Below are 13848 nucleotides of genomic sequence, written 5' to 3'. Positions count from 1 at the left end.
GGCCCTCCTTAGGTGCCGTTACCCGTAGACGGTCGCCTCGTCGTCGGAGTCCTTGGAGATCCGGCGAGCGAGGTAGAGGCCTTCCAGGGCCAGTTCGACGGCGGCCGCGCGCTGCCCGTCGTTTTCCGCGCCGAGGCGCGCGCCGATGTCGTCGTAGAGGCTGGATCCGTTCAGCGGCGGGAGGTTGTCCAGGAACTCCCGCGCGGTGACCAGTTCCCCGGTGGTCACCGTGGTGTGGCCGTCCAGGGCGGCGACGAGGTCGCCCATGTCGAGGCCGTGGAAGTGCGCCCGGACGGCTTCGGCGGTGGCCATCCGCAGCAGGTGGTCCAGGATGTCCTGTTCCCGGCCTTCCTCCCCGGCTTCAAATTCGATCTTCCCGGCGAGGACTTCCACGGCGGCGTCCAGGTCGATGATCCGGGCGATGGCCTGGTCCTCGCCGCGCACGCTGGCGCGGCGCAGGGCGGCCGCGGCGACGGTTTCGGCGCCGGCGATCGCGAACCGGGCGGACACGCCGGAGGTCTGGTTGATCGCCGGTGACTGCCGCAGCGCCCGGGTGTAGCGGGCCAGGATTTCGAGGATGACGGGCGGGACGCCGGCCACCAGGTGGCCCTCCTGCCGGATGACGGCCACCTCGTCGTCGAGCTCGATCGGGTAGTGGGTGCGGATTTCGGCGCCGAAGCGGTCCCGCAGCGGCGTGATGATCCTGCCGCGGTTCGTGTAGTCCTCCGGGTTGGCGGACGCGACCACCAGGACGTCCAGCGGCAGCCGCAGCACGTAGCCGCGGATCTGGATGTCGCGTTCCTCCATCACGTTGAGCATGGAAACCTGGATCCGCTCGGCGAGGTCCGGGAGTTCGTTGATGGCGATGATGCCGCGGTTGGAGCGCGGCACCAGACCGTAGTGGATGGTTTCCGGGTCGCCCAGACGGCGGCCCTCGGCCACCCGCATCGGGTCGACGTCGCCGATCAGGTCCGCGACGGAGGTGTCCGGCGTCGCGAGCTTCTCGACGTACCGTTCGGAGCGGTGCCGCCATGCCACCCGCAGCCGGTCCCCCTCGGTGAGGACGCGGGCGCGGGAGTGCTCGGTGAGGGGTTCGTAGGGGTGTTCGTTCAGTTCCGAGTCCTCGATCACCGGCGACCACTCGTCCAGCAGCCCGGCCAGGGTCCGCAGCAGCCGGGTCTTGCCCTGGCCGCGTTCGCCGAGCAGGACGACGTCGTGCCCGGCGAGCAGGGCGCGTTCGAGCTGGGGCAGGACGGTGCGGCTGAAGCCGTACATCCCGGGCCACGGGTCGCGGCCGGCGGCGAGCGCGGCGAGCAGGTTGTCGCGGATTTCGCGGCGCAGGTCCTTGTGAACGTGGCCGGAGGCGCGCAGTTCACCAACAGTGAAGATTTCGGGGCGATCACTCACTCCTCCACCGTAGACCTGTACCCGGCGGGGAATCGAGGGATTTGGTGAGATTCCTGCGCACTGGGCGTCTGGGCGGCCTAGGCTGGATCTTGATGACTGCACCCACGTCCGGACCTTCAGCGCAGCCCCCGCCGCAGGGCACGCTTCTGCTTCTGGTGCGCCACGGGGAGACCCCGACGACCGGCATGGTGCTGCCGGGCAGGGCGCCGGGACTGCACCTGTCCGACCGCGGCCGGGCCCAGGCCGAGCGGGTGTCTGAACGGCTCTCCGGCCTGCCGGTGGACGCCCTCTATTCCTCGCCGCTGGAGCGGGCCTGCGAGACGGCGGAGCCGACGGCGGTGCGCACGGGTCTGGCAGTGAAGCACGACAACGGGCTGCTCGAGTGTGATTTCGGCGAGTGGACCGGCGCCGCAATCGCGGACCTGGCGGTCCTGCCGGAGTGGCAGACCGTGCAGCACAGCCCGTCTGCCTTCCGCTTCCCGAATGGTGAGAGCTTTCCGGAGATGCAGGCGCGGATTGTCGGGGCGATGGAGGCGCTGCGGGAGGCCCATGCCGGGGGCGTGGTGGTGTGCTTTTCGCACGCCGATCCGATCAAGGCCGCCGTCGCCCACGCCTTGGGCACGCCGCTGGATCTGTTCCAGCGGATTGTGATCAGCCCGGGCTCGGTCTCGGCCATCACGTTTGTGGACGGCCAGGATCCCGCGGTGCACATGGTGAACTCGACGTCGGAACCGCTCAGCGGCCTGAGGGCGTCATGAATAGGGGCAGTCGGTGTCCGGCCGGGAGCTGAGACTGCTCACCGAGGGCAGCATCGAACTGCTGGGCCTCATCCCGCGCAGCAGCAACCAGACGTTCCTAGTCCAGGTCACCTGCGGCGAGGACATCGGGTACGCGGTCTACAAACCGGAAGCCGGAGAAAGGCCGTTGTCCGACTTCGAACCTGGCCTCTATAAGCGCGAACTTGCCGCCTACCTGCTCAGCGAATCGCTGGGCTGGGGCTTAGTGCCCTTCACCGTCATTCGGGAGGACGCACCCCTGGGCGTCGGGTCGCTGCAGTGGTTCATCGACTGCGACTTCCAGGAGCACTACTTCACCCTGTTCGAAGGCGCCCCCGAGACCCACCGCGAGCTGGCCCGCATCGCGCTGTTCGACTACGTCGCCAACAACACGGACCGCAAAAGCGGCCACGTGCTGCGCGGCGACGATGGCCGAATCTGGGGCATCGACCACGGGCTCTGCTTCTCGGCAGCGTTCAAGCTGCGCACCGTGATCTGGGACTTCGCCGGCGACCCTATCCCCGGTGCCCTGCTGGAGGACATCGCCCCGCTCGCCGAGTTCGTCCCCGCCGAACTGGCGGAACTGCTCGACGACGATGAGGTCACCGCCCTGCAGCGCCGCGTCCAGCGCTTGCTAGTCGCGGGGGTGCTGCCAGTGGACCGCACGGGAATGCGCTACCCGTGGCCGCTCGTGTAAGCACGGCGCCCACGATTTTGCGATGTGCGCTCGGAGACCATGACGTTCTGAAGCCCAGCCGCTCGACCGGACGCTGCCTACAACTTCGTCAGAAAAACTTCAGAACGCACCTGACGACATTGGTCATGGTTCGCGACCCACAGCCAGCGTTGAAGACACAACGGCGGGGCGAGGCGCATGAGAGCGGCGGCGCGACCCGGACGATACATAGCTGACGTCCGTCGCTAGTCGCTCTTCGCCCCCTCGGTTTCAATTCGAAGCTCGACCGCCCGAGCAATGATTTGACGATTTGTCGTGCTTGCACCGAGGATCGCTATCCGGTTGGCGAACTCAGTCTCCCCGAGTTGCACGGCAAGTCTGCCCAGAACCTCATCCGCGAAACTTGAGGAAATCGTGTCGAGATGCGTCATGTTCAGAACAATCTGGGGGACACCTGCACTTAAGTAGTTCATGATTCGTGTCCGGATTTCGCTGCCCTCTTTCCTCGAGCCGATAGAGCTCTCAAGCTCGGCGGCATCGAGTTCGTAGTAACCGTCAACCGTCTCGATGGATTCAAGAAGGTCACTGGATGAAAATCGAGAACCCAAAACCTCACCGATACTTACTTTGGTTTCGCAGTTAAGCTGCCAATCCACAGTTGTGCCGTGGTGAGATTCCAAGTCCAAAAGCGGCCGATGAGCGTCGGAGACAGCCGTGGCAACGGCATGCTCCCTGAAGGTCCAAGTGCCTTTGCCAGAGTGGATACTGAGCGAACCACCATTGAGGTCGACAGACCGGCTGAGACCGAATAGTCCGTTTCCTTGGTTTTGACTGCCCTTACTCGTGATTCCCTGCTGGACTGCCAGCCCAATTGCCTGATCTGCGGTCTTGATGGAGTCGTAGGAAAATCTACCTGCTTTTGCCCCCATTCCCATGGCGCGGTGTATACCGATTCCCGAATCACTCACTGAAATCACGCACTGCCTGGTGACTGTATGGAGCTGCATCATCACGTAACCGCACGAAGCTTGGCTATGTTGAAATACATTGTCGAGAACTTCATAAATACACCAGTTCAAAGTGTCGAATACGCCCTCTTCGCAGGGCATTCGATCCAGGAGGGAACCCATGAAACGCCGGGTGAGCTCGCCCGCTTCCTTCTCATTCCGGTATTTCCAAACAACGTCCGTGAGTTGCGCTGTGTGGTCGGGGTCATCAGCAACGTTCATAGGGTTGAGAACGTGCGCAAGAGAACGTTCATGCCCCGCTTTGCCAATGTGGAAGGTATGTCCTCGTTCCTTAAGAAAATCTAGCGCACAAGCAAAAGGAACAGCCCCGTTGGGATAGACCTTGTCTGTATGCTCGAAGTCCAAGCCTATTGATTGCTCGAGTGGCGTAGAAGCTACCCAGGACAGTAGCCTTCTAGCTGAAGCGGGGCCGGACAGGTCCCTAACCGCGAAATCGCGAACCTCCCTAGAGGACCGTCGTTCTGTTGTTTCCGTCAAGTGCGATCCCTCTTGGGTAGTTAGAAATACATATGTGTGTATTGAGAAACTGAGTGTATCCCGAGGCCTACCTCGGCAGCCGGGGAAATTTTGCTCCTTCGCCCGCCCTTTTATGTATAGGCGAACGCTCCAACTGCAGGATCGTCACGGCCGCCAGATGCACTTTCCAGCTGCAAAGGTAAATAATCCGAGCATCCGAGTAACTCCGTCCGATGCGTCGGCGGACAGACTCGGCCTATTCCGCGTGGCCCGACGACTCAGGGCGCAGTCCGAGTCCTGCGATTTCCTAAACACTGGCGGCGGCGAGCTCTCTAGCACCGCGCAAGTCTTTAGAAGCGGTGAACTCCTCGGCCGGGGCGTTTTCCTGATATTCGACGAGTTCGACGTGATGCTCCACTAGGGCTTCCTTGACCGCCGCCGGAGTCGCGTAGAAGTACTCGCGACGCAAGTTGACTAGGTTCACCCGCCGGCCAGAGAAGTGCTGGTGGAGCATGGTTTCGATGCCCACCGCGTCCTTTGAGAAGAAGAGTGCGTGCACGTCAAAGAGGAACGGAACGGAAGCATCTCCGAGTTCGCGCACACGATCCATGGGGTTGAGACGGCGCGTCATGCCGATCTTCACCACTCCGTCCCCGAAGGCTCCCAGGTTGGAGATAACGTACACGTACCCGGCACGGGTGTTCAGAGCGTTGTCTTCGGCGTCGGCAAGCTTCGCCTCGGCTTCGTCCAGCTGTTCCTGTACGCGCTGTACGCCCTCAAGGTCTCCGGATGCCTGGAGCTGGAGAAGCACATTGGCGTAGTGATCGACTTCCTTCTTCTGTTTGGCCTTAAGCGCTTCCCATTCGCGCTGGGCTTTGACCGCCTCACGTGCTTCAGCTCGGGCTTCCGCCTCGAGTTGCTTCTGAATGGCTACGGCCTCCAAGTGCCGGGCAGCGAGCTCGAGCTCCTTCTCGCGGAGAGCGTGGAAGGCGTTAGTGATTTGAAGGCCGATCATGGTGCCACGCTTAGCGATCTGCTCACGTGCCTTCTCAAGACGGGCCGAGGCGGTATGTAGGTTCCCGGCTTTCACCGTCTTAACGCAGTTCTCGGCCTCGGCGTTGTAGGCGCGCAGCAACAGCGCGGAAAGGTCTCGGACGAACTTGGATCCTTCCTTCGTGGAACCGTTGAAGGTGAACCCGGAGACTGTGGTGACCGCGGTCTTCTCACGCAGCTTGTCTTTGATGCGGGCGCGGACAGCCGCCAGCTCATCGGCGAGCTTCACCGAGGTCTCAGCGGGATGCTCGTAGTCGTAGAACCCGATGTTGTGCCGGTCGGCGACCTGCCGGACATCAAGGACTTCGCTTCGGACCGCCACGAGCTCGGCTTTCGCCGCAGCAAGCTCCCGCTCCGCCGTGGCAATGTTGCCCGCCAATTCGGCGACATGGCGTTCCTTGTCCAACGTATCCATGTCCCCAAACCTCTGCAGATCGGCGAGCATCTGAACATTGGCCAGGTACACCTCATCCGCGTACTGCTTCAGTCCGTTCGCTGGCAGTGGCGGGGCGCCGATGCCCGTTCGGTAAGTTTTCTCGGCACTTATCCCGAACCCTTCAGCTGGAGCTCCGAAGGATTTCTTGTACTGCTTCAAGATGTCAAGCAAGACCCACAGCACACCACCCGCCAGGATCAGACTGGCTAGGAACGCCTGAGTCGGAAGGATGGCCATGACGATGAGGCAAGTGGAGGCTAAAGCGATATGCCTCGCGAAGCCGACGGGCTTCTTCTTCGGTTTCTCAGGTTCTTGCGCAGGGCCGGATGACAAGTCAGACATGGTTCCCCCAATAGTCACGTGATTGTTTCTCGTACGGTAGCAGCACACGCAGACAGAAACGCCTTCAACGGCGGTGCGGTTGCTCCGCCCGATGTAACCGCGGCCAGCCGCCGTCGGACGCGAGAATGGCGCCGTTGTCGCCGTCGCGGAGCAGGCATGTCACGGAGGCAGCGACCTGAGCGGTGGTGGCTAGCGAAGAGACTGTGGCGTGCAAGATCGGGCCGGTTTCTTCACCGCGGTTCGGGATCCCTAGTTGGCCTCGATGTTGGTAGGAGAGGCCGAGGGTGACTGCGTTGAAACGCAGAACCCTCGGGCCGGGATCGGGATGCGATGTATGCGGCGCCCCACCGGGCCGTCGCAGCCGAGCCACTCTGGAAGCTGACTAGAGGTATGGGTCCCATCCTTGCAGCTTGCTGTTGAGCAACAGCGCGGCGGTGTCGAACATTCCAGGGTCGTCTACTTCTGATGCAGACGCGACGGTCCTCAAGCGCTCGGTGGTTTGCTGAGTGAGCGACTCTATCTCGCTTGGCCATGGCTTCAGAGATTCGAGCGTGATGTTGAGGGCCTTCGCATAGGAACCAAGGGCGATTTTGCTACTCACGCACGTAGCAGCGTCTATTCCCGCCTGCCTGCTGCTGAGCACGCCAGAGCATCGGTTTGTCCGGAAGTCATCGAAGTTCTCCGTGAGCTGAGGACGGATTTCAGCTACGGCGCTGGCCACTTCTGAGACAGTGCTGGTGGTCTCCGTCGGGGTAGGTGCCTCGGAGGGGGCGCTCGACACCGAAGGCTCCGCTGCCTGGGTGCTTGAGCTGCACCCGGCTAGGGCCAGTGTCAGCATGAGGGTAAGTCCGAGCGATCTTTTCAACAGAATCTTTCTGGCAGGAGAGCGGATAGGGACCGCTTCGAATATTGGATGCCCCTTGATGCAGCACCTGAGATCCAGTTGCTTTGAGCGGCACATGGCAGATTATCGGGGCCCGAGGTTTGACGGATAGCAGACACGCTGACTTTGGAAGCGTTGGCCGTCACACATTACGCCGAGAATCGGCTCCTAAACGGCCGCGAGGCTGAACCTTAGGACGCGGGCCCGTATTGAAGCACGCGGGTTGTCCGCTCGTGGGCTCCGCCTAGCGGCCAAGGGAGAGCGCCCCCTCAAACCTCAGCCACCGGAGCCGCGAACTGCGCCGCGTACAGCGCGGCGTACGCCCCGCCGGCCTCCAGCAGTGACGCGTGTGTCCCCTGTTCCACGATCTGGCCGGCTTCCATCACCAGGATGAGGTCGGCGTCGCGGATGGTGGAGAGCCGGTGCGCGATGACGAACGAGGTCCGGTCGGACCGCAGCGCGCTCATGGCCTTCTGCACCAGTACCTCGGTGCGGGTGTCCACGGAGGACGTCGCCTCGTCCAGGATCAGCACCGAGGGCCGGGCCAGGAACGCCCGGGCAATCGTCAGGAGCTGCTTCTCCCCCGCCGAGACGTTGGCGCCCTCGTCGTCGAGCACGGTGTCGTAGCCCTGCGGCAGGGACTTCACAAACCGGTCCACGTACGTCGCCTTCGCCGCCTCCAGGATCTCCGCCTCCGAAGCATCCGGCCGGCCGTAGGCGATGTTGTCCCGGATGGTCCCGCCGAACAGCCACGTATCCTGCAGCACCATCCCCATCCGCGAGCGCAGCGCGTGCCGGGACATCGCGGCGACGTCCACGCCGTCCAGCGTGATCCGCCCGGCGTCGAGTTCGTAGAAGCGCATCATCAGGTTCACCAGCGTGGTCTTGCCCGCCCCGGTCGGGCCCACAATCGCCACCGTCTGCCCCGGCTCCGCCACCAGGCTCAGCTTGGAAATCAGCGGCTTGTCCGGCGAGTAGGCAAAGGACACGTCCTCGAACACCAGCCGCCCCCGGCCCCCAGAAGGAGCCACGGACGGCACCGGGTCAGGCGACTGCTCCTCGGTGTCCAGCAGCTCGAACACCCGCTCCGCCGACGCCACGCCGGACTGCAGCAGGTTCGCCATCGAGCCCAGCTGGGCCAGCGGCTGGGTGAACTGCCGCGAGTACTGGATGAACGCCTGCACATCGCCCAGCTGCATCGCCCCGGACGCCACCTGCAGCCCGCCCACCACGGCGATCCCCACATAGACCAGGTTCCCGATGAACGTCATGGCCGGCATGATCAGCCCGGAAATGAACTGGGCGCCGAAGCTGGCCTGGTACAGCTCCACGTTCTTCTGCCGGAACGTCTCCTCCACCTCGCGCTGCCGGCCGAACACCTTCACCAGTGCGTGCCCGGTGTAGGTCTCCTCGATCTGGCCGTTCAGTTCGCCGGTGTTCTTCCACTGCGCCACAAACAGCTTCTGCGAGCGCTTGGCGATCACCGTCGTCGTCACCAGGGTCAGCGGAATGGTCACCAGGGCGATGATGGCCAGCGTGGGCGAGAGGATCACCATCATCACCAGCACCCCGGCCACGGTCAGCACCGAGGTCACCGCCTGGCTGATGGACTGCTGCAGGCTCTGGGAGATGTTGTCCACATCGTTGGTCACCCGACTGAGCAGCTCGCCGCGCTGCACGGTGTCGAAATAGCGCAGCGGCAGCCGGTTGATTTTCGCCTCGATCCGCTCGCGCAGCCGGTACACGGTGCGCTGCACCACGCCGTTGAGGATATATGCCTGCATCCACATAAACGCCGAGGCGAGCACATAGAGCACCAGCGCCCACAGCAGCACCGAGGACAGCGCGGCGAAGTCGATCCCGGTCCCGGGCGTCAGCGCCATGGCGCTGAGCATGTCCGCCTTTTGGTTCTCCCCCGCGGCCCGCAGCTGCGCGATCAGCTGGGCCTTGCTCACCCCGGCGGGCAGCTGTTTGGACACGACGCCGGCGAAGATCAGGTTGGTGCCCTCGCCCAGCAGCCGCGGCCCGATCACGGACAGCGTCACGCTGACGACGGCGAGGGCCAGTACCAGCGTCAGCCAGATCCGCTCGGGGCGGAGTTCGCCCAGCAGCCGCTTCGCGGACGGGCCGAAGTTCATCGCCTTCTCCGCCGGGATGTTCATCCCGGCGAACGGGCCGCCGTGGCCGGGGCCGCCGCGCGGGCGCGGGATCCGCAGCGGGGCCTCCTGGGCGGCGCCGGCTCCGCTCCCAGCGCCGGAAGCGGGTGTCCGGGACTCGACCTTGCTCATACCGCCTCCTCCGCCGCGAGCTGGGAATTCACGATCTCGTTGTACGTCGGCGAGGTCTCCAACAGCTCCTCGTGCGTGCCGTGCGCGACGATCCGGCCGTCGTCGAGCACCAAAATCTGGTCCGCGTCCACGATGCTGGAGACCCGCTGGGCGATGATCACCAGCGTCGCGCCGGCAGTGTGCTGCCGGAGCGCCTGGCGGAGCCGGGCGTCCGTGGCGGTGTCCAGCGAGGAGAACGAGTCGTCAAAGATATAGAGCTCGGGGCGTTTCACCAGCGCCCGGGCAATCGCGATCCGCTGCCGCTGCCCGCCAGAGACGTTGGTGCCGCCCTGCGAGATGGGCGCGTCCAGGCCGCCCTCCATCTCCCGGACAAAGTCCTCCGCCTGCGCGATGGACAGCGCCCGCCAGAGCTCGTCCTCGGTGGCGTCGGGCTTGCCGTAGAGCAGGTTGCTGCGGACCGTGCCGGAGAACAGGTAGGGCTTCTGCGGGACCAGGCCGATGTGCCCCCAGAGCAGGTCCGGGTGCAGTTCCCGGACGTCCACGCCATCGATCCGCACCGAGCCGGAGGTGGCGTCGAAGAGCCGCGGCATCAGGTTCACCAGGGTGGTCTTCCCGGACCCCGTGGAGCCGATGATCGCCGTCGTCTGCCCGGCGCGGGCGGTGAAGTCCACGTCCGAGAGGACCGGCGCCTCGGCACCCGGGTAGGCGAACCCGACGTCGCGCATCTCCAGCTCGCCGCGGGCTGCACCGGCGAGGCTGACCGGGTGCTCCGGCGGCCGGACGCTGGATTCGGTGCCCAGCACCGCGCCGATCCGGTCCGCGGAGACGGCGGCGCGCGGGATCATGATCGCCATGAAGGTGGCCATCATGACGGACATCAGGATCTGCATCAGGTAGCTCAGGAACGCGATCATGGTGCCCACCTGCATGGAGCCGTCCTCGATCCGGAACGCGCCGAACCAGATCACGGCCACGGAGGAGACGTTGAGCACCAGCATTACGGTGGGGAACGCGAGCGCCATCAGCCGGCCGGCGCGCAGCGCGGTGTCCGTGACGTCCTCGTTGGCCCGGCCGAAGCGGGCGGTCTCGATGTCCTCGCGGACGAAAGCGCGGACCACGCGGATGCCGGTGAGCTGTTCGCGCAGCACCCGGTTGACCGTGTCGATCCGGGTTTGCATCAGCCGGAACAGCGGCACCATCCGGGTGACGATCAGGCCCACGGCGATGAGCAGCACCGGCACGCTGACCGCAATCAGCCAGGACAGCTGCACGTCCTGCCGGACCGCCATGATGACCCCGCCGATGCTCAGCATGGGCGCGGTGACCATCAGCGTGGCGGACATCAGCACCAGCTGCTGGACCTGCTGGACGTCGTTGGTGGATCGGGTGATCAGGCTGGGCGCGCCGAACCGGGTCACCTCCTGCTCGGAGAACTCCGCCACCCGGGTGAAGATCGCCCCGCGCACGTCCCGGCCCAGCGCCATCGCGGCCTTCGCGCCGAAGTAGACGGCGGCGATGGTGCAGGCGATCTGCAGCAGGGTGACCATCAGCATCACGCCGCCGACGCGCATGATGTAGTCCGTGTCCCCGCGCGCCACACCCTGGTCGATGATGTCAGCGTTCAGGGTGGGCAGGTACAACGAGGCGATGGACGCCGCCAGCTGGAAGACGACGACGGCGAGCAGCAGCCGCCGCTGCGGCCTCAGGTATTCGACGAGCAGTTTCCAGAGCATCCGGTCTCCAGTTCTTGCACGGTCCCCGGTTGGTGGTCCGGAGGTCAGTTTACGTCCGGATGCTGGGCGCGGACGGGGTTATTCTCTGGGCGGACTCGGCGCGCGTCGACGCGGGCGCCGCCAGATCTTGACACGGTCTTAATTTGATCCGCTGACCTGTCATTGGCACTGCGCAACGTCGAGTAGCGTTGCTCCCAATCGGCCAGAAACGGAAGGAAGTCTTGTCATGGAGTATGTCGTGCTGCAGGTGATCCTAAAAGAGAAGCTGTGGGGAACCGGCTCGGGAAACCTGACTTCTCTGGAGAAGACCCTCAACGATCAGGCCGCAAAAGGCTATCGCCTCCACACCATAACCACCGCCAGCAGCGGGAGCAAGGGACTCGGCGGCGGTGACCGCATACAGGCAACCATGGTGTTCGAGCGCCTCGGATAGTCGCACCTCGCTGTGGCGTCGGGACGCCATGGCATCCTCCGGCGAGTCCGTTCGCAGGAAAGCGGTCGTGCTCCAGATTGAGAGGAGGTCGAGGTTCGCTCACGGAATTTGACTGCCCGGAGGCAGGAGTTCGCTCAGCAGGCGACCCTGCGCCGTGATCAACTTCTTTCGGGAACAGCCGTCAGTTAATCCCGGACCAAGGTGTACCTTGGCCGAATGCTGAGCATTGGTTCGATCGTGATCAGGGTGGAAAACCTCGAACGCCAGATGGCTTTCTGGCAGGCCGCGCTGGGCTACGAGCCGCGGCACGAGCCCCTCGACGACTTTGTCATCCTGCAGCCGCCGGCCGGTGCCGGCACCTGCATCTCCCTAGACCGCGTTCCCGCGGCCCTCCAGATCCCGCCACGCCTGCATCTGGATCTTTACACCGACCAGCAGGACGCCGAAGTGCAGCGGCTCCTGGCCCTGGGCGCCACCCCGGTCGAGTGGAGCAAGCGGCCGGCGGACGCGGACTACGTGATCCTTGCCGACCCGGAGGGCAACCGGTTCTGCGTGGTGGACACCGCCGGGACGGACAACTCGCCGTCGTCCATTGAAGAAAGCGAACGTCTGAGTGCTGGCGCACATTCCTTAAGTCGGCGCCTCAGTCCGCTGGCTTGCGAGCCAATTACGACGGAGGATACGGGCTAGGAGGCGGGATCGGCGTCGTGTTTCGCGGGCTGATGGCCTTGGACGGCGGCGCGGACGTCGCCCTTTTGGTGCCCGTCCTTGTGTCCGCTGTCCTTCTTGCCGAACGGCAGCGCTTTGAGCAGCGGCTGCAGGATCGCCATCACGACGAGGCCCCAGGCGAGTCCGAGGACGGCCGAGCACAGGGTGTTCACGAGCCAGGCCAGGAAGCCGCCCGCCACCGGGATCCCGGCTACGGGGTGCTCGAGGGCGTGGACCAGATCGTAGGGCAGGTGCCAGCCGAGGTCGTGGGCGCCCTGCAGCATGATGTGCCCGCCCACCCACAGCATGGCGCCCGTCCCGACGACGGTAATCGTGGTCAGCACGGCGGGCATCCCCTTGACGAGCAGCTCGCCGAAGCGGTGGGAGCCCGCGGACTCCTTGGTGGTCAGGTGCAGGCCGATGTCGTCCATCTTGACGATGAGTGCGACGGCGCCGTACACGGCGGCCGTGATCGCGATCGCCACTGCGACCAGGATGGAGGCCCGAACCCACAGGGATTCGGCCGCCACCTCGTTCATCGCGATGACCATGATCTCGCAGGAAAGGATGAAGTCGGTGGTGATGGCGCCCTTGGTGACCTTGGCCTCCGCCTCCGGCCCCCGGTCGACCGCCGGGGTGTCTTCCTCGGCGTCGTGCTGTCCGCGGAGTTTGTGCCAGACCTTCTCGGCACCCTCGTAGCAGAGGTAGGTGCCGCCCGCCATGAGGATGAACGGAATGACGCCCGGGATGAAGGCGCTGATGAGCAGCAGTGCCGGCAGGATGATCAGGAGTTTGTTCCGCAGCGAGCCCCAGAAGATCTTCTTGATCATCGGCAGTTCGCGGGACGGGTCCGCCCCGGACACGTACTGAGGGGTGACTGCGGCATCGTCAATGACCACGCCCGCGGCCTTGGCCCCCGCCTTCGCCGCTCCGGCGGCGACGTCGTCCACCGAGGCGGCCGCGATCTTGGCCAGGGCTGCGATGTCGTCCAGCAGGGCGACCAGGCCGCCGCTCACAGCCCGCGTCCGTACTGTTTGGGGGCGGACGGCTGGACGGGGGTGCCCTGGTCGGGGTGCGTGATCGGCATGCTCAATTATATGAGGGATAGCCCGTCGGCTCTGGATCCGAACCGGGCCGGCTCGGTAGCGTGAAGAGCATGACCATCAAACTTGAGAACGTCGGCATCGCCGTGCGCAGCCTCGACGAGGCGATCGCGTTCTTCACCGACCTCGGTCTGGCGGTCGTTGGGCGGGACACCGTCAGCGGCGAATGGACCGACACCGCCGTCGGGCTTGACGGCAATCACGCCCACATTGCCATGCTCGAAACGCCGGACGGCCGTGGCCGCCTCGAGCTCTTTGAATACATCCATCCCGAGGCGATCGAGACGGCGCCCACCCGTCCCAACGAGATCGGCATGCACCGGGTCGCGTTCTCAGTCTCCGACATCGACCAAGCCCTGGAGATCGCCGCGCGGCATGGCTGTTATCCGCTGCGCGGCGTGGCGACCTACAAGGACGTTTACAAGCTCACGTACCTCCGCGGCCCCAGCGGCATCCTCGTGATGCTTGCCGAGGAGCTGAAGAAAAGCTGAGGGCCGGGCCAGTGCGCCCGTTCGCCGGACGGGCG

General features: G+C 64.7%; 12 protein-coding genes. 5 read left to right on the top strand and 7 right to left on the bottom strand.

The window, feature by feature from the left end; translation table 11 throughout:
• Positions 1–18 precede the first annotated feature (18 nt).
• Positions 19–1407 carry a sigma 54-interacting transcriptional regulator gene (locus AB4Y91_RS00755; RefSeq protein WP_441416684.1) on the bottom strand — a complete coding sequence of 463 codons (1389 nt, stop codon included), beginning with the start codon at positions 1405–1407 and terminating at the stop codon, positions 19–21.
• 92 nt (positions 1408–1499) lie between these two features.
• On the opposite strand from AB4Y91_RS00755, the gene AB4Y91_RS00750 reads away from it, so the two are divergent.
• The gene (locus tag AB4Y91_RS00750) at positions 1500–2165 is read left to right on the top strand and encodes an MSMEG_4193 family putative phosphomutase (protein WP_441416683.1); all 666 of its coding nucleotides are present in this window, start codon (positions 1500–1502) and stop codon (positions 2163–2165) included.
• 13 nt (positions 2166–2178) lie between these two features.
• Entirely contained in the window at positions 2179–2880 is a 702-nt protein-coding gene (locus AB4Y91_RS00745; RefSeq protein ID WP_441416682.1) for an SCO1664 family protein, read from the top strand.
• Between the two features lie 224 nt (positions 2881–3104).
• Here AB4Y91_RS00745 and AB4Y91_RS00740 read toward each other — a convergent pair whose 3' ends face one another.
• The 5 genes from AB4Y91_RS00740 to AB4Y91_RS00720 form a co-directional block, all read right to left on the bottom strand.
• A complete protein-coding gene (locus AB4Y91_RS00740) occupies positions 3105–4232 on the bottom strand; it encodes an ATP-binding protein (protein ID WP_441416681.1) in 1128 nt (375 codons plus the stop codon).
• Between the two features lie 418 nt (positions 4233–4650).
• The gene (locus AB4Y91_RS00735; protein ID WP_441416680.1) at positions 4651–6174 is read right to left on the bottom strand and encodes a DUF4041 domain-containing protein; all 1524 of its coding nucleotides are present in this window, start codon (positions 6172–6174) and stop codon (positions 4651–4653) included.
• Between the two features lie 382 nt (positions 6175–6556).
• Positions 6557–6775, bottom strand: a complete 219-nt coding sequence (locus AB4Y91_RS00730; protein ID WP_441416679.1) for a hypothetical protein — start codon at positions 6773–6775, stop codon at positions 6557–6559.
• A 551-nt stretch (positions 6776–7326) separates the two neighbouring features.
• Positions 7327–9345, bottom strand: a complete 2019-nt coding sequence (locus AB4Y91_RS00725) for an ABC transporter ATP-binding protein (protein WP_441416678.1) — start codon at positions 9343–9345, stop codon at positions 7327–7329.
• Positions 9342–11078, bottom strand: coding sequence for an ABC transporter ATP-binding protein (locus tag AB4Y91_RS00720; protein ID WP_138768187.1), 1737 nt, complete (start codon positions 11076–11078; stop codon positions 9342–9344). Before AB4Y91_RS00720 ends, AB4Y91_RS00725 begins: the two co-directional genes overlap by 4 nt.
• Positions 11079–11304: 226 nt before the next feature.
• Between AB4Y91_RS00720 and AB4Y91_RS00715 the strand changes: the two genes are divergently transcribed.
• Both AB4Y91_RS00715 and AB4Y91_RS00710 read left to right on the top strand, forming a co-directional pair.
• A complete protein-coding gene (locus AB4Y91_RS00715; RefSeq protein WP_441416677.1) occupies positions 11305–11511 on the top strand; it encodes a DUF4177 domain-containing protein in 207 nt (68 codons plus the stop codon).
• 216 nt (positions 11512–11727) lie between these two features.
• On the top strand, positions 11728–12201 hold the full coding sequence (locus tag AB4Y91_RS00710) for a VOC family protein (RefSeq protein ID WP_441416676.1): 474 nt from the start codon (positions 11728–11730) through the stop codon (positions 12199–12201).
• Here the strand turns inward: AB4Y91_RS00710 and AB4Y91_RS00705 are convergent.
• The gene (locus AB4Y91_RS00705) at positions 12198–13235 is read right to left on the bottom strand and encodes a DUF808 domain-containing protein (protein ID WP_441416675.1); all 1038 of its coding nucleotides are present in this window, start codon (positions 13233–13235) and stop codon (positions 12198–12200) included. The genes AB4Y91_RS00710 and AB4Y91_RS00705 overlap by 4 nt on opposite strands.
• Before the next feature lie 140 nt (positions 13236–13375).
• Between AB4Y91_RS00705 and AB4Y91_RS00700 the strand changes: the two genes are divergently transcribed.
• Positions 13376–13813: a VOC family protein gene (locus tag AB4Y91_RS00700; protein ID WP_441416674.1), complete on the top strand. Its 438-nt coding sequence runs from the start codon at positions 13376–13378 to the stop codon at positions 13811–13813.
• Positions 13814–13848: the final 35 nt, after the last annotated feature.

The organism is Arthrobacter sp. YAF16 (assembly GCF_052113385.1).
Taxonomy (GTDB): Bacteria; Actinomycetota; Actinomycetes; order Actinomycetales; family Micrococcaceae; genus Arthrobacter.
The sequence above is the reverse complement of the archived record's forward strand: the minus strand, read 5'-3'. Positions and strand labels throughout refer to the sequence as shown.